The sequence below is a fragment of the Armatimonas sp. genome (assembly GCF_031410135.1).
GTDB lineage: Bacteria > Armatimonadota > Armatimonadia > Armatimonadales > Armatimonadaceae > Armatimonas.
The window spans coordinates 1-15,603 of the sequence record NZ_JANNYP010000295.1 but is presented as its reverse complement, the minus strand read 5'-3'; the positions used below and the strand labels follow the sequence as shown (position 1 = coordinate 15,603).

Here is a 15,603-nt window from a genome sequence, read left to right as displayed (position 1 = left end):
CGTTATCGCAATGACAACCGCCGATGCCGAGGGAAATTTTACTCTGGCCTTGCCTGCGGGAACCTATCGAGTGAGCGCGGAGCAGATGCCTGGTTTTGGGGTTCTCATGACCATCACCGATCCGCCCAAACCCGTCACGCTTTCCTTCTACATCCCTCCACCGTAGCTTATGATTTGGTTTTAGAGAATCTGAGGCGCTTTCGGCAGAATATCTGGCAACACCCAGAGTGCGTTGTCGTACCGAAAGCTGAGCTTCTTGCCACTCGGGAGCCATTCGAGATCTTGAAGCGGATAGCGTGAGGTGACGGTTCCCAGGCAGACACGCTCGCTACCATCGAGGCGCATCGTGTGAATAGACCAGCGTTCTCGGTCACTCTCCGCGAAGGTAAAAGTTGCGAGGCGCTGGCTTCGGGGCGAGTAGGCGATGTCTAGCACTGTCGCCCCCTTGGGAAAGGGAACCTCAAAGGGAGTCTCGCGGCGGGAGCGCTGGCCTTGCGAGAGCCGGAACTCCCACCGCCAGAAAAGAGCTGATCCTGTCTTGAGTCTTTTTGAGTAGTCATTGACTCTGCCGATGCCACGGATCAAGTCACCATCCGGACTCTCGATCAAGTGCCCCATGACAATCGTATCTGGCCACAGTCCATAAGCACCCGTTGCAGAGTTAGAAGTTCCCAGAGAAATGATTCGTGCGGATTGATCTCCAAGGAGGCTACCTGTGAGGGCATAGAGTTTTTTGTCTTGGAAGGCAAGCATGACCCAGGCAGTGCCATTAGCAATCCAGAGCGGTTTTGAACCTACGTCGATTATTTTGTGTTTTCCAACAGCCCAGTGCCGTTTTTGCTTACCATCTAGGGTTATGGCCGTGAGATCAAGCGCAGTGGGATTACTCCGAGGGTCTGAGAGTACCCACTTGCCGTTGGGCGAAGGCACTCCTGAGGTGCGGTAGAACAAGGCTATGTCGATATTTTCACCAAGTGGCCGACGTTTACCGCTAGGAAGTTCCATCTCAATATTGCGAAAAACATAGCGTCCCTTTGCGAGCTTAGTTGGCCACTCTACTGCGAGCTGTGTGGTATCGGTTCGCCAGCCGAGGAAACGGACGTGCCGACCCTGCTGGGGCGGCATGTAGACCCGTACTGCGTTTTTGAGAAGATTGTCCATGATGTTTAAATGATTTAATGATTTGTGGCTTTTGTGGTGGCGCATCTGGGAGCACCCAGAGTGCGTTGTCATAACGAAAGCTCAGCTTCTTGCCACTTGGGAGCCACTCCAAGTTGAGGATACGATCGCTGGTTTTGAGAGTGCCAAGGCAGACACGCTGGCTACCATCGAGGCGCATGGTGTGGAGCGATTTCTGCCACCCGTCTTTCGAGGAAGTCGTAAGAAGTGCGAGGCGCTGGCTCTGAGGGGCGTAGGCCACCGTCTCCACTTCTTCCTCTTTTGGAAAGGGAACCTTGAACTCCCGCCGGGAGCGCTGGCCCTGCGAGAGCCAGAATTCGTAGCGCCACAGATCAATCTTGGAGTAGACACGCGACTCTCGAATGCCAACGATCAGATCGTCTTTTGGGTTAGCAACGAGGTGACTTGCCCCAATGACATGAATTTGCGAACCCCAGCCGCCTGTTGCCTCGCTTGGTTTGCCTAGAGGAATGACTTTTGCCTTTGTCGAGCTTGCCAGCTTTCCCGTGACGGCATAGATTTGCTTGTTGTCGAAGGCGAGAAATACCCAGGTTTTACTATCCGATAGCCAGAGAGGTTTTGAGCAAGGAATCAGCATTTTGTTATTCAATTTGGGAACGAGCCAGAGATGGGGCGAGAAGCCGTTCATGGAAAAAGCCCAGACATCGCGTGGACTGTCGTTGCTATGTTCAAGCAACCATGTCTTATCAGGAGAGAGTATTCCTCTACGATGACGCTGGTTTATGACTTCAATTGTAGTGATCTTTTTGGAAGGAAGCTCAATAGAAACAGAACGAAAGAACGGATTTGCCCCTGTGGTTCCCTCTGCAAATCTCCACTCTTGTGCCAGGAGTTTTCGATCTGTGGCCCATCCCAAGAGCATATAACGATTAAGCAGTTCCTGAGAGAGAGCACGAGTCGCATTCTTGAGTAAGCTGTCCATAGATCTCTTTACCTTCTCTAACCTGTGGGCGTGAGCAGGTAGGCTCCGCTGACGAGAATCTGGCCCTTGTCGTTGATGGCAATCGCATCATACAGAGGGAACTTGGTGCCGGTGGGCAGGCGGCTCTCCAGAAGAATGGGCTGCCCGTCTTGCCAGAGGCTGGCCCACCAGCGGCTTTCCCGTTTCGTGTAGCCGACAATCACGCCGTGGGCGTTGATGGCTTTTGCCGCGCCCTCTTGCTCACCAAGTGGGTATGGTTTTGCCTCGCGCCAGAGCATTGGGAAATGCGCTGTGCCTGTGGGAGCAACCCATCCCACGATCTCCTTGCGGTCGTTGATCCCGAGTGCTGCACTGGTTTTCGCGTCAGGGGAGAGTTTCTTCCAGCGCCCCCGTAGGCAGAGCCAGGCTTGCTGCTCAATCTCGATAGACACCGGACTCTGCACAGAACGGTACGAATAGCCCACGATCGTGCCGTCGGTGTTGATGCCCGTGGGCTTGAAGCGATGACTTTTGGGCATCGGAGGAAGCGGGAGTTTCCGGTGCTTCATGGTCTTGCCGGAGACACTCCAGTGTGCCCCGCGCGTCCCGATAACCTCGCGACGGTTGTTGATAACCTCCGCACTGTCGCCGGGAGAGCTGGGGAGGCGCAGGGGGAACCACTGGGGAATCCGCTGACGATCTCCGACCCACATGACTGGGACTAAGACATGCTCCTCGTCGTCCTCACCAAGGCCCGTGCGCTGTGCTTCTTCTACCCAGCCCACCACATCCCCAAGGTCATTGATCGCCAGAGCACTACTTTTCTCGCCAAAGGCTCGCAACTCCTCGGGCGGGTGCCCCGAAACCCAGAAAAACGCCCGCCCAACTCCTAAACCATGCGCGGCGAGTAGGGTATAGCTGTCGCCCACCACGTGGCCTAGGTTATTGAGGCCATACGCCCGCACATGGTCGAACTCTGGCAGAGGATTGATCTTCTCAAGGGTGTAGCGGGGGTGTCCATTAGGTTTTCGGGGTGAGCAGAAAGGCACTCAGCGTCTCCTTATCGAGTTTGCCTGTACCAGTGATTTGGCCTTTGTCATTGATGTCCAGAGCATCGTAGAGTGTCCAGCCGGAGTTTTTGGGAATCAGGTCATTCAGATCATGCGCCTTGCCGTCTTTCCAGAGACAGGCGTGGAAAGACTTGTCACGGTAGACCTTGCCGACAATGGTGCCTTTATTATTTATCCCTAGTGCCTTGCCCTCTTCCGTGCTCAGAAAAGCGCCTCTGTTGTCGCGCCACTGGTAGGGGCGATATTGGCTTCGTCCAGGACGTACCCAACCGACAACTACGTGGGAATCGTTGAGGGCGGTGGGAGCCGCCTCGCTGTCATCGGAGAACCCAGCGAGGGGCAGGCGACTCCACTTACGATTCCGGTAGACCCAGGGTTTCTCGTGTCCATACGCCGTCATTCCGCTGACCCAGCCCGTGGGTTGATGCGTGTAGGCGATCGCGCTGCCGTGCCGGTTCAGCGCAACCTGGAGCAACTCCTCTTTTTCTTTCTCTTGGAGAGGTGGTGTTGGTCGCGCTCCAGGGGTAAGCTTTCCCCGGATCATGCTCCAGAACTGGTCGGGTGTCTGGCCCAGAATCTCCCGGTTGTCGTTGAGGGAGACAGCCGAGCCGTACGACTGTGAGAGCGGCAGGGGCGCTTCGTCCGGCCCCCAGCGCTCATCGTAGGCAACCCAGAGGGCGGGCCAGTAGTCGGCATCGAGGTCGCGCTCCTCCAGGCCCGTCCGTCGCTCGTAGCCTGCGTAGCCGACCACATCCCCACGCTTATTGATTCCAAGAGCCTGACCCCACTGGCCGCCAAACGTTCGCAGCCGGGTTATGCTACCCTCCTGCCAGAAAAACGCATGACTGAAAGCCGAAACGCCGTGTCCTGGCCCCACGAACTTGTAGCAGTAGCCACAGACCTGTCCCTGGTTGTTGAGGCCCGTTGGTACGGTAACATCGCACTCGGGCAGGGGAGCAATCTTCTCAATGGTGTAGTTTTGAGTATCTCTCATTTTTGAGGTGTGAGCAAAAAAGCGCTCAGCCTCTCCTTCCCAAATTTTCCAGTGCCGACGATCTGGCCTTTGTCGTTGATGTTCGTAGCATCATAGAGTGTCCAGCCGGAGTTTATCGGGATACGCTCGTTGAGGTTCAGTGCCTTGCCGCCTTCCCAGAGGCAGGCGTAAGAGCGATTGCCACTCCAAAAGCTACCGACAATCCTGCCTTTGTTATTGATTGCCTGCGCGTCTCCCTCTTGTTCGCTTAGCGGCGTGCCCTTCCCATCTTTCCAGAGCATCGGCAGCTTCTTCGCTCCCGCGGCGCGGCCCCAGCCGACAACAAACTCCTCATCATTGAGATCTTGGGGAGCACTTTCCTTAAGCTCCGGGCTGAGGCGCACCCACTTGCCCTTGCGCCAGAGCCAAGCCTCCCACGCCGAGTCGCCAATCAGGGGTTCCCGTGAGTGAAAGTACGAAACACCAATCATGCCTCCGAAGTCGTTGATTCCCGTGATACGAAATGTCGGGACTTTCTCAGGAATCGTGAGCCGCGTGTGCTTCATCCGGTGCGCCGATTCGGGCCGCCAGAGCGACTCTGGAGATCCGACGATTACACGGCGGTTGTTGATGCGATACGCCGCTCCTTCTGAGTTATCTGGGAGGCGAAGCGGCCTGTCGTCGGGACGGTGGTCTTTGGGATCACCCACCCACAGAGCTGGCCACCAGTGCGATTCCTCGTCGTGCTCGGCGAGGCCCGTGCGGAGATCCTCAAAGGCTGTCCCCACCACATCCCCATTATCGTTGATGTCAAAGGCACGGCTCATGAGCCCATATCCCCGAAGCGGGTCGGTAAAACCATCATCCCAGATAAACGCATTGCCTAGCTCCTGCCCATGAGCGATGCCAAAAATGTACTTGTCACTGTTGCCGACGACCTGCCCATGGTTATTGAGCGCAGTTGCCTGCGTCATATCACAGCCTGGCAAAGGCTCGATTCGGGTAATTGTATAGGCTCCCTTGCGCATACAAGATTATACAACTAAGGCGATGGCTTAAGACTCTGGGTTTTCTCGACAGCGCTCTTGAGAGGTGGTCCTTTTAGGGCCACAAGTATATCTGGCAGGTGAGTGAATGATTGAAACAACGACTCTCCGTCCTTGCCGTACCACTTATCCTCAAGAGCGGCGAGGTGGCGTAAGAGCTCGGGAGAGTCTGCGGGGTAGCGGCGTAGGGTGGCGTAGACCTCGCTCCAGAACCGTACTAGTTGCCGCTCCCAGATCGGAAGGTAGACAGGGGCTAAGAGACGGAGTGTAGGGTCTTTAAAGTATGCTGTACGGCGGAATTTTTGTGCAGTGATGAAAGAGAGAACGGCCTCGCCGCTGAAGAAGAACTCGGGGGTAGGGGGCTTGGCAAAGGCCAGCTTTGCTTTCAGGGACGCGGGGCTGGCTCCAAAACGAGCCACCAACTGGGCATGGCCGTCGCGGGCTTGCCGATGGGCCGAGCTACTAACGACCGCCGCCGTCAGAAGTGGGGTCTGTGCAGTGAGATTTCCGAGGCGTGCCGCCCGCTCAATGTCGGCAAAAGCGGCGCTCGCATCGGGGCTTAGAAGGGCACGGGCGGTAAAGAGTGTCGCGCCTTTGCTAAAGACCGTCAGCACACCCTGGTTCAGGCCCTCACCAAGCTGGTAGTTAAAGCCTATATCGCAGCGGGGACGCTGGGTGGCTTGGGTATAGAGGGCCAGAAGCTCGGTGTGCTGTGAAAGGCCCGCACGAAACGTCTGCGCGGCGGTGGCATCCTTGGGATTCTTCACAACGCGCTTTGCCGCATCGAGCCAGGTTGGGGAGAGCGCCTCTTTGCGGGCAATGAGCTGGCGGACGAGTGGCCCGGCGTTATCGTCTGTGTGAATCGGTGCGGAGGGGAGAAGGGCCTCGACGGTCAGAGGCACTCCGGCTTTCTGGGCCGCTTGATACTCGGCATCGCGCTGGTACGGGGCACGCAGAAAAACAACCAGCCCGAGGGATAGAAGGAGGCAGAGGCCCCCTTTCAGCCCTCGGTCCAGTCGTTGTTTTAGTGTGATCTCCTGCTTGATAATTTACCGTCCGGTTTCTAGGCGGCGGACAATATCTCCCACAGTGGGCGCAACGCGGCCTTCCCAGCGTCCGCAGGAGGAGAGCCCATCCACTTTGGTAATCACCACGGTGCCGATTTGCTCAGTGACATCGCGGATCACGCGGCCTGTGTCTGGGTCTTTAACCTGACGCACGACTTTTTCGACGATCAGAGCGTCCCCGAGCTGGATGCCCATATCGCTGCCGATGTTGAAGATAACCGTGTCGTTGTCAAAGTCCGCCACTTTGCCGCGCACCTCAGCCTTGCTGAAGCGCACTTTTACCTCGGCTTTTGCCAGCTCCGTAACGAGCTGATCTACGCACTTCTTCACCGCTCCCGCCATAAACGTATTCTCAAAGGTGCACTTGCTCATGTTGATGCCCCCTTGCGACTTTCCGCCGCTGGGGCGAGCGCGGCCCATCTCCTCACCTCGGGCTGCGATTGCTCCCAGAACCTCCCCGGTAACCGGGTCAACGATGCGGGCATTGATCGCCACAATCGCGCGGACATCGCGGGCACGTCCCATTCCCAAAAAGCCCTCGCTGGTTCGCTCGTCGAAGCCAAACTGAGTGACTGAGCCCACAATTACCGCATTGACGCCTAGAACGCGGCCCATCTGTACCATGCTACGAGGATCGACAATGCCACTGGCGGAGATCGCTTGTTCACTGAGAATCTGATCCAGCATCTTGCGCTCCAGAACCGTGAACGCGCCGTTGTTGACCAGTCCCACTTTGAGCATATCGGAAAGATCGCGTCCGATGTCCCAGTCGTCGTTGCCCCACCAGTGCTTGATCGAGCCAAAGTCGAATGGGACAATCGCGATGCGCTTACGCTCGGTAGGCCGACGAGCGAGAGTGGCTGGCGCTCCCGGTGCGCTTGTCGCGGACACCGGAGGGGGAGTTTGAGCCTGAGCAGGCAGCAACGCACTGCTCAGGACAATCAAAGAGAACAACGCAGGATACTTCATTTTCATTTCCTCTGGTTCCCTAAACAGGAGAAAGAAGAGTCAGGTTCCAGGAATCATGAAAATAAAATCGCGTTTTTTATCGCATGCTCCACACGGTTTTACTCCAACAGACCACCGATGCTGCCGCCGGGGGGCAGGACACCGGCTTCCTGATAGACGGCGAGTTTTTCGCGGGAGTCTAAAATGTCTAAGTTGCGCATCTGGAGCTGCCCGATACGGTCCAGCGGGGAGAAAGCTTCGCCTTCGACGCGCTCCATCGAGAGGCGCTCGGGATGATATGTCAGGTGTGGGCCAGTGGTGTCCAAGATCGAGTAGTCATCGCCGCGCCGTAGCTCCAGTGTCACTTCTCCTGTGACCGCACGCCCAACCCATTTTTGGAGTGTATCGCGTAGCATTAAACTTTGCGGGTCGAACCAGCGGCCCTCGTACAAAAGTCGCCCGAGCTTGCGGCCCAGCGTCCGGTAGTTGTCAATCGTCCCCTCGTTGTGGATGCCCGAGAGTAGTCGCTCGTAGGCAATAAAGAGCAGCGCCATCGCGGGGGCCTCGTAGATTCCCCGGCTCTTGGCCTCGATGATGCGGTTCTCAATCTGGTCCGAGATGCCCAGCCCGTGCCGTCCGCCGATGCGATTTGCCTCCATCACCAGCTCCACGGGGCTCTCAAAGCTCTGGCCGTTGAGCGCGACCGGAAAGCCTTCCTCAAAGCGCACACTGACTTCCTCGGGGGCAATCGCGATGCTGGCATCCCAGTGCTTGACAGACATGATTGGCTCGACAATTCGCAGGCCCTTGCTTAAGAACTCCAGCTCTTTGGCCTCGTGGGTCGCGCCCCAGATATTGGAGTCTGTGGAGTAGGCCTTCTCTGTGCTCATCTTGTAGTCAAAGCCGTGCGCGATCAGCCACTCGCTCATCTCTTTACGTCCGCCAAGCTCCGTTACGAAGTCTTGGTCCAGCCATGGCTTGTAGATACGGAGCGCGGGGTTTGCCAGCAGGCCGTAGCGATAAAACCGCTCGATATCGTTGCCTTTATAGGTCGAGCCATCGCCCCAGATATGGACATCATCCTCTTCCATCGCCTTCACCAGCATCGTTCCCGTAACGGCGCGGCCCAGCGGCGTGGTGTTGAAGTAGGTCTTGCCGCCCGTGGAGATATGAAACGCACCACACTGGAGCGCAATGAGCCCCTCGTGAACTAGTAGCTCACGGCAGTCAATCAGTCGAGACTTCTCCGCGCCGTACTCATCGGCACGTTTTGTAATATCGTTGTAGTCTTTTTCATCGGGCTGGGCCAGATGTGCTGTGTAGGTGTAGGGGATCGCGCCATGATGCCGCATCCAAGCAATCGCCGCCGACGTATCCAGGCCGCCCGAGAAAGCAATGCCGACACGCTCGCCTTTGGGAAGAGAGAGTAGAATCTTATCCATAGTTTTGTCGGTGGTTATTGTATCGTGCCAGCAGGAATCGCGTGTGCCTGTGACGAATAGCAGGGTATGAGAGTGACGGTAGCAGCTTTTTTGATGATTTCTTGTGGTGTGGCCTCGCTGAGCCTGAGCGGTTGCGGGGGCTCGTCGGTGGCCCCGGCGACGGGTTTGCAGATGCGGATTCAGTGGCCCGAGGTCTCCCGACTTCTGCCCGATGCCACGAAGAGCGTGCGGGTCGAGGTGCAAGATGCCGGTGGCTTCAGGACTTTCCGCGTCGCCAACAAGCCCACCACGGGCAACTTCAGCACCTTAGTTTTCTTCGGGCTCCAGCCTGGCGATCTGAATGTGGAGGCGCGTGCGTTTCCTGCTGCCGATGCCCAGGGCGTGGCGCTGGCCTCGACCACGGTGAAAGTGGGGGTCTCCAGTGGCAACCAGACCAACCTTCAGATCGCTCTGGCCAGTACCGTGGATCGTGTTGAGGTGAGCCCGGCTAGCGCCAGTATTCGTCCTGGCTCCGCGCAGACCCTGACGGGCGCTGCCAAAGACACCGCGGGGAACTTAGTGCCGCTCACCACCGGCAAGACCCGCTGGGCATCGAGTGATGCAAGCGTGGCCAGTGTGGATGCGAACGGAAAAGTCACAGCGATTAAAGAGGGCGCAACCAATATTTCCTTTACCGATACCGAGTCGGGTAAGTCTGGCTCATCACTGGTAACGGTGACCAGCGCGGCGGCAGGGATCGTGGATCGGGTCGAGGTGACACCTACGGCCAACCCGATGACCGTCGCCCAGACCAAGACTCTCACTGTCACGTTGCGTGATGCCTCAAGTAGTGCCCTCCCCGCTGGCCCCGGCACTTGGGCGTCCTCAGATGCGACCGTGGCAAGTGTGGACAGCACGGGGAAAGTCACAGCGCTTAAAGTGGGGACAATTAATATCACGTTTACCCACGCCGCCAGCAGCAAAATCGGGACGGCCAGTGTGACGATCAGCGCGGCCACGGTCAATAACGTCACCATCAACCCGGCGAGCACGTCGCTGGCAGTGAACGGCGAGACGACGCTTCAGGCGATCTTAAAAGACAGCTCGGGGACGATCTTGCCGCTGGAGCCCGGTACTTGGGCATCGAGCAACAGTGCGCTGGTTTCGGTGGACTCCAGTGGAAAGATCAAGGGCTTGGCCGCTACTAGCAGCCCGGTTCTGATTTCCTTCACCCACACGGCGAGCAGCAAGTCCGGTAGCGCCAGTGTGACTGTCAATGCGGCCCCCTAGAAGACTAGAACTGGAGCTTACGGCGGCGCATGCGCACGGAGAGAAGTATCCCTAAGGCGGTACAGTTGATCCAAGCGGCTGTGCCGCCGTAGCTAAAGAGGGGGAGTGGAATTCCCACTACCGGGGCGATGGAGCAGTTCATCGCAACATTCACAAAGACGTGGAACCCTAAATAGCTCACCACCCCACCCACGATGAGCCGCCCGAGGAGATCCTCGCTCTCCGCGATGCACATGAGCCCACGTGCGATCACCAGTAGATAGAGCGCAATCAGAGCGATACTACCCACAAAGCCTTGCTCTTCGGCAAAGGCGGAAAACGCAAAGTCCGTCCAGTTCTCCGGCACAAAGCCTGCGCTGGTCTGAAGCCCCTGACGGAAACCTTGCCCGGTCACTTGGCCGCCTCCGACGGCGGCAATTCCCTGATCGGCTTGATAGGCCAAATCTCGCTGGGCTTTGGTCATGTTCTTGCGGGACATGAACAAGACATTGATGCGATCCTGTTGGAACTTATCGAGGCCCTTGCCCGTTTTCCAGCCAATCCCGAGGAGAAGAACCCCTGCCAGACTTACTGCAAGAAGATGTTTCCAATTTGCGCCCGCCAGAAAAACCATTCCTAGCCAGATCGCACCAAGCACGAGGGCTGTCCCCAGATCCGGCTGGATCTTGATCAGAAACATCGGAAACCCGACATGGGCGAGAGACTGTAGAAAGACCGGTAGTTCTTTGATGTGCGAGCCGACACGAACCAGAAACGCGGCAAGGGTCAGGATAATGATAACTTTCGCAAGCTCGGAGGGCTGGAACTGAAAGTCACCGATACTGATCCAGCGAGCGGCTCCTTTTTTCTCCTGTCCGATGACGCGTATGAGAAGCAGCAAGCCAATATTGACCCAGTAGAGAACATTGGCACTGCGCGGGAAGCTACGGTAGTCACGGGTGGAGATATAGAGCATGAGCACCAACCCCGACACATAGAAAAACCCTTGTTTGACCATCTGCTTCATTCCACTGGCCGGGCCAAAGTGCCCTGCGAAAGCGGAGTAGATTGTCGCGAGGCTAGCACACATGATCAGGACAACAGACAGGATCAGAATCCAGTCTATGTTCTTTCGGTGGCGAGGCTCAATCAGGTTTTGGATGGCTTCAATCATGGCAGGAATTGAGGAGGGAAATGGCGAACCCTATTTGGTGAATCGTCGTCATTTTCTCACAGTCATTGGTACTTATGCAAGTATACCGCCCGGTCTGGTCTCTGCACAGGAAAAACGGAAAACGGAAAAACCAGTAGAGCTACCAGGTACCCCCCAACGGCGTGTTTTGCCGTCGGGCCTGCGCCTGATTGTGGTGGAGAAGCCTGATGCGGCCCTAGTAGGCGTGAGCCTCGCCGTGCGCGTGGGCGGCGGCGATGAAGACCCGGCCCGCAGTGGTACGCTGCACTTTATCGAGCACATGGTCTTTAAGGGATCGACCACAAAGACACCGGGTGCATTTGACCAGCTTACCGAGACACTGGGAGGCGAAGTGGCCGCCCGCACCCTGCGAGACATGACCGTCTTTGAGACCACGATCGCGCCGCCGAACTGGCGTCCTCTCGTGGCGGCACTGGCAGAACTGACACTGCGTCCCGCGTTTCGTGAGGAAGATATCGAGGCGGAGAAAAAAGTGGTGGAGGCCGAGATAGCGCTAGAGCTCGCCGATCCTCTGCGGGTGGGGCTGGATAGTACTCTACGTGCGCTGCATCTGCCTGGAGAGCCTTACGGGATGCCGCTCTTTGGCGAGTGGTCGGTGGTGCGAAAGCTAACCGCCGACAACCTTCAGTCGGTTCATGTGGCCTGCTACCGCCCGGCACGGATGACCCTGTGCGTGGTGGGGCCGGTTGTGACCGCCGAGGTGGAAGCCGCCGCTGCGGAGCTCTTTGCGGGGCCGCGTATGAGCCCCGTGGTTCGTCCTTTGCGCCAGACCTTTCTGGTGCCCTCCTCTCGGGATGGGCTGGGGCACCGGGCAGGAGCAGACACGGCAGCGGCGACCCGTCGCCTGACCACGGTCGTGCTCGCGTGGAGTACCCCTCCCGTCGCGGATCTGAACATGTCTGCAAGCCTCGCCGTCCTGGCGGAGATTCTGGTGCAGGGAGACGCGGGACGCCTTGGGACTGCCCTGCTGGGCAAGCAGCGAGTGGGGCTACGAGTGCGGGCTGAGTGGGTCCCGCAGCGCTGTGGGGGGCTGTTTTATATCGCGGTGACAGGGCTCGCGCGTGATGCGGGGCGCTTAGAAACTGCCGTTCTGGACGAGCTTCAGCGGGTCTTTGAAGATGGCTTTAGTGCTGCCGAGCTTGAATCAGGGCGACGAGCCGTGCTCGGAAAGATCGTCACGGAAAAGGCAAGTGTGGATGGCCTAGCACGGCGGCTGACGCTCTACGATGCGCTAGATACGCCGGGGCTGGAAGATGAGCTGGAGAAGCAAGTGCCTCAGGTGCGGGGTGAGACGCTCCAAGGGCTCTTGCGCACGACTCTTCACCGAAACCTACGGGCCGTGGCACTGCTGGGGCCAAACCCGCCTCTTCCCACTGAGGGCGAGATCAAAGGAGGACAGCTCTAATGCGCCAGACCGCAATTGAGCCGATTCGCTTGCCCAGTGGAACATCGCTGGTGATCGTCCCCGATCCCAACGCCCCCGCGACGGTAGTGGCCGTGAGTGTGCGTATCAGTGGGGTGGAGCTACGACGGCAGCCGGGCGTGGTGGCTCTGCTGGCTCGAATGCTCGGGATGGACTCCCAAGGGCGCACGCCTGAGCTGCTTCAGCGCGATGTGGACGCTTTTGGGGCACTGGGAACGCGCTACGATGGCAACCAGCTCTCTGCCTGGAGTGTCTCGCCTCCCACGGAAGAGGGGCTGATCAAGTCCACCCAGACTCTCTTGATGAACTCCCTGGCGCAGCCTCGCTTTACGGAAGAGTCTCTGGAGCAGGCACGCACCGATCAGCTCCGGTCGGTGGCACTCTTTGAGGAAGAGCTGGTTCCCAAGCTCCTTCTAGCGCTTCGGGCACGGGCGCTGGGGACAGAGCTGAGCTTGCAGGGCGATGAGACTAGCCTGCGACGTGCGAGTGTAGCGGATGTCCGTGGGGTCTACACGCGTTTCTGCACCCCGGAGCGAACGAGTATTGCCGTGATCGGGAAGTTTGAGCCCGACGTGGCACGGCGCTGGGTGGAGATAAGCCTGCGTGTGGGGGACTGGAACCAGCGGTCCCTAGGCATGAAAGAGAAGCTCCCTGTCACCGAGTCTATTCCCGCAGGTTTGCGTGACCAGGTGCTCCGTGGAACACCCCCTGGGGTCACCGCTCTGGGAGTTGCCTATCTTTTCCCTGGCATGAGCAACCCGGAAGCGCGCGCCGACTGGGCCGCGCTTCTTGTGCTCGATGCGGTACTTGGTTTGGGGAAAGCCTGCCGGCTCTTCCGACTGCGTGATACGGAGTCCGTGGGCTACGAAGTGCGCTCACAGCTCTTGTCTGCTCGAGACAGTACACTTTGGATGGCCTATGTTCTGGGTAACCAGGACCCTGCCGTGATGAAAGTAGCACTTCTGAACGTGCTCAATCAGACAACTCGCAAGCCCATCGCCGACTCGGAGCTTCTGCGGGCCAAGAATCTCTTACTGGCCCAGCACACCCAGCAGCGCCAGCTCGTTCTCAGCCGCGCCCGTGCCCTTGCCTGGGCAGAGTCCAGTGGTCTCGGAGCCGCCTTCGAGCTAGAGCTCACCCGCCGCATTGAAGCTGTCAAGCGCACCGATGTCGAACGCGTTGCCAAGCAGCTCTTCAGTGGCAACCCCGCCATCGTCCGCACGCGGTAGCCACCCAGTCCCCGCCCGGCGAAGGAGAGGGGCTCTGCCCCGCGGCTCCCATGACAGCAACCTGCTCGGCAAGGTGAACTTGTCCCAGAACCTCAACAGCTTCGGCGGTCAGTCCTATACTACTCGCCGTATCTTGGCAGGTTTATTGGTGGTGGCGGTCTCACGCATCCGCTTCCCCATCCTCTGGAGACGCTACTTCAGGCTCTGTGCGGATGCTGAAGTGGGCCAAGAGTGTTGCAAGCTGTCGCTGCGCCTCTGCCAACTCATTCTGAAGTGCTTGATGCTCAAGGTCGGCTTGTTGATCACGCAGACGCAGGTGACGGTTAGCGACGAGGGGCAATCGGTTGAGTTGGAGCTTGTCACAGTGGAACTGGCAAACCCGTCGCGCTGGCGTACCTGTCTACGGAGCGAGAGACGCATTTGTGGGCGGCAAGTTCTCGGGTCGTCTTCGCAATCGCCTGGTCAATCCGGGCGCTCTCCTGCTCAACCTCGCGCAGAAAACTCTCCAGGCGCTGAACAAGCTGTTTTTTCTCTAGGAGGAGCGCCCTGAGCTGAGAGTTTTGTTGCTCCTTCCCCATTACTAGTGCCTCAGTGCGAGCAAAAGATTCTGTAACAAGGGCATCTTGCTCCTCGACAGTTAAGGGATTTTCCATAACGGCAGTATACCGTAAGGCTCATGGCGTAACTATGGTTTGAGTCGCTTTTCCAGGGCTTCCACCTGCGCAAGTTGCGTGGGCGACGGCTTACCCGGGCACTAGAAGAAGCCGCCGAGGCCGGTGTCTACGGGAGTGCCGTTGCGGCTGCCTTGGTTGGTCTTGGGCGAGGGGAAGGCTTTGAGGCGGAGCGAGAGGTTGATGCCTTTTTCGCTGCGAAACCCGAAGGGCTGATCTACATAGCTGACCGTGATCTCGTAGTCGTGGAACTCGCGGGTGAAGGCGAAGGAGTTGAACTCGAACTTGCGGGTAAGGTTGTTGTAGTTACTATTGCCGATCAACCGGGTCTGGTTGTCAAAGATCTGTGTGCCTAAAATCGCACGGACTTCGCGGAGCTTTTTGAGTGTCGGGTCGTAGCGCTCGCTGGTGTCCAGGAGAAACTTATTGCCGCGCTGGAAGTGGGCGTAGTGGTCTAAAACAAGGAGTTTACCGCTGTTGATATCGTAGGTTGTGTTCAAGCGGCTATGATGGCTGTCTGAGGGGCGAAACTCGGTGGTGACACTGAGCTGGTTCCAGGGGCGGTTTCGCAGGCCCAGCACGGGCTCTTGCTGTGCTTGGAGAATATCATAGCCGGTGCTCAGGCGGACGCTGGCATGGCCGCCGGTTTGCTGGTAGTTGAAGTTTAGTCCATTGACGGTAGAGGCGAAGTCGTTGCGGAAGCCAGGAGGCGTTCCGCCGTAGGGCCGTGAGTAGTTGTAGGCAAGCCCCATCGTCCCATTGCGTGAGGTCGTCTGGCTCAGATTGGTGGTCTGGTTCACGACATACTGCGCCGCAGAGCCACCATCGTAGATTGTCTGCCGAAAGCCGCCGCCTAGGTCTAAGCGCAGGCCGCCGCCCAAGGGCTTGCTCTGCCGATTGAGTTCCGACTGGAAGAGCAGGCGCTGGGTATGGAGCTGCGTGGCAGTGCCCGAGGTCGAGAGACTCTCCAGAAAGTCGCCGTAGCCCAGTGTCACCCCGGAGACATACTTTCCCAGCGAGCCCTTGAGCTGGTTTGTAGTGAGCGTTAGCTCGGGGAGCTTCTCGGTTCCAGCGAAGAAGGAGCCTCCGCTACTGGTGCCCGATGTCGAGTTGCGCAGGTTGCGGTTGGCGACCAGCTCCGCCCGAAACGGCCCGAGAGTGCTAGAGGCTCG

Annotated in this window: 14 protein-coding genes; 3 read left to right on the top strand and 11 right to left on the bottom strand. The window is 58.1% G+C overall.

Annotated elements, in window-relative coordinates; genetic code table 11:
- Positions 1-180 precede the first annotated feature (180 nt).
- The 8 genes from RMO15_RS10720 to argG all read right to left on the bottom strand — a co-directional run bounded on the left by RMO15_RS10720 (position 181) and on the right by argG (position 8,647).
- A complete protein-coding gene (locus tag RMO15_RS10720) occupies positions 181-1,005 on the bottom strand; it encodes a hypothetical protein (RefSeq protein WP_309711805.1) in 825 nt (274 codons plus the stop codon).
- 37 nt (positions 1,006-1,042) lie between these two features.
- Entirely contained in the window at positions 1,043-1,777 is a 735-nt protein-coding gene (locus RMO15_RS10715) for a hypothetical protein (RefSeq protein WP_309711803.1), read from the bottom strand.
- A gap of 362 nt (positions 1,778-2,139) precedes the next feature.
- Positions 2,140-3,150 carry a hypothetical protein gene (locus tag RMO15_RS10710; RefSeq protein WP_309711800.1) on the bottom strand — a complete coding sequence of 337 codons (1,011 nt, stop codon included), beginning with the start codon at positions 3,148-3,150 and terminating at the stop codon, positions 2,140-2,142.
- Positions 3,122-4,165, bottom strand: a complete 1,044-nt coding sequence (locus tag RMO15_RS10705; protein WP_309711798.1) for a DUF3466 family protein — start codon at positions 4,163-4,165, stop codon at positions 3,122-3,124. Before RMO15_RS10705 ends, RMO15_RS10710 begins: the two co-directional genes overlap by 29 nt.
- A complete protein-coding gene (locus RMO15_RS10700) occupies positions 4,162-5,118 on the bottom strand; it encodes a hypothetical protein (protein ID WP_309711795.1) in 957 nt (318 codons plus the stop codon). The genes RMO15_RS10705 and RMO15_RS10700 overlap by 4 nt, the downstream gene beginning before the upstream one ends.
- 68 nt (positions 5,119-5,186) lie before the next feature.
- The gene (locus RMO15_RS10695) at positions 5,187-6,092 is read right to left on the bottom strand and encodes a hypothetical protein (protein ID WP_309711792.1); all 906 of its coding nucleotides are present in this window, start codon (positions 6,090-6,092) and stop codon (positions 5,187-5,189) included.
- 147 nt (positions 6,093-6,239) lie between these two features.
- Entirely contained in the window at positions 6,240-7,232 is a 993-nt protein-coding gene (locus tag RMO15_RS10690) for a CsgG/HfaB family protein (protein ID WP_309711789.1), read from the bottom strand.
- A gap of 92 nt (positions 7,233-7,324) precedes the next feature.
- Positions 7,325-8,647, bottom strand: a complete 1,323-nt coding sequence (argG, locus tag RMO15_RS10685; RefSeq protein WP_309711787.1) for an argininosuccinate synthase — start codon at positions 8,645-8,647, stop codon at positions 7,325-7,327.
- Positions 8,648-8,740: 93 nt separating this feature from the next.
- Here argG and RMO15_RS10680 point away from each other — a divergent pair, with 93 nt between their 5' ends.
- Entirely contained in the window at positions 8,741-9,916 is a 1,176-nt protein-coding gene (locus RMO15_RS10680) for an Ig-like domain-containing protein (protein WP_309711807.1), read from the top strand.
- A 4-nt stretch (positions 9,917-9,920) separates the two neighbouring features.
- Here RMO15_RS10680 and rodA read toward each other — a convergent pair whose 3' ends face one another.
- Positions 9,921-11,069, bottom strand: coding sequence for a rod shape-determining protein RodA (gene rodA / locus RMO15_RS10675; protein ID WP_309711784.1), 1,149 nt, complete (start codon positions 11,067-11,069; stop codon positions 9,921-9,923).
- On the opposite strand from rodA, the gene RMO15_RS10670 reads away from it, so the two are divergent.
- Positions 11,068-12,513 (top strand): pitrilysin family protein, encoded by a 1,446-nt coding sequence (locus RMO15_RS10670; protein WP_309711781.1) that lies wholly within the window; start codon positions 11,068-11,070, stop codon positions 12,511-12,513. The two genes, rodA and RMO15_RS10670, sit on opposite strands and share 2 nt — an antisense overlap.
- Entirely contained in the window at positions 12,513-13,760 is a 1,248-nt protein-coding gene (locus RMO15_RS10665) for an insulinase family protein (protein ID WP_309711777.1), read from the top strand. Before RMO15_RS10670 ends, RMO15_RS10665 begins: the two co-directional genes overlap by 1 nt.
- A gap of 359 nt (positions 13,761-14,119) precedes the next feature.
- On the opposite strand, the gene RMO15_RS10660 is transcribed toward RMO15_RS10665, so the two are convergent.
- Entirely contained in the window at positions 14,120-14,413 is a 294-nt protein-coding gene (locus tag RMO15_RS10660; RefSeq protein WP_309711775.1) for a hypothetical protein, read from the bottom strand.
- Between the two features lie 101 nt (positions 14,414-14,514).
- Positions 14,515-15,603: hypothetical protein (locus RMO15_RS10655; RefSeq protein ID WP_309711772.1), on the bottom strand; the 1,089-nt coding region annotated here is incomplete at its 5' end.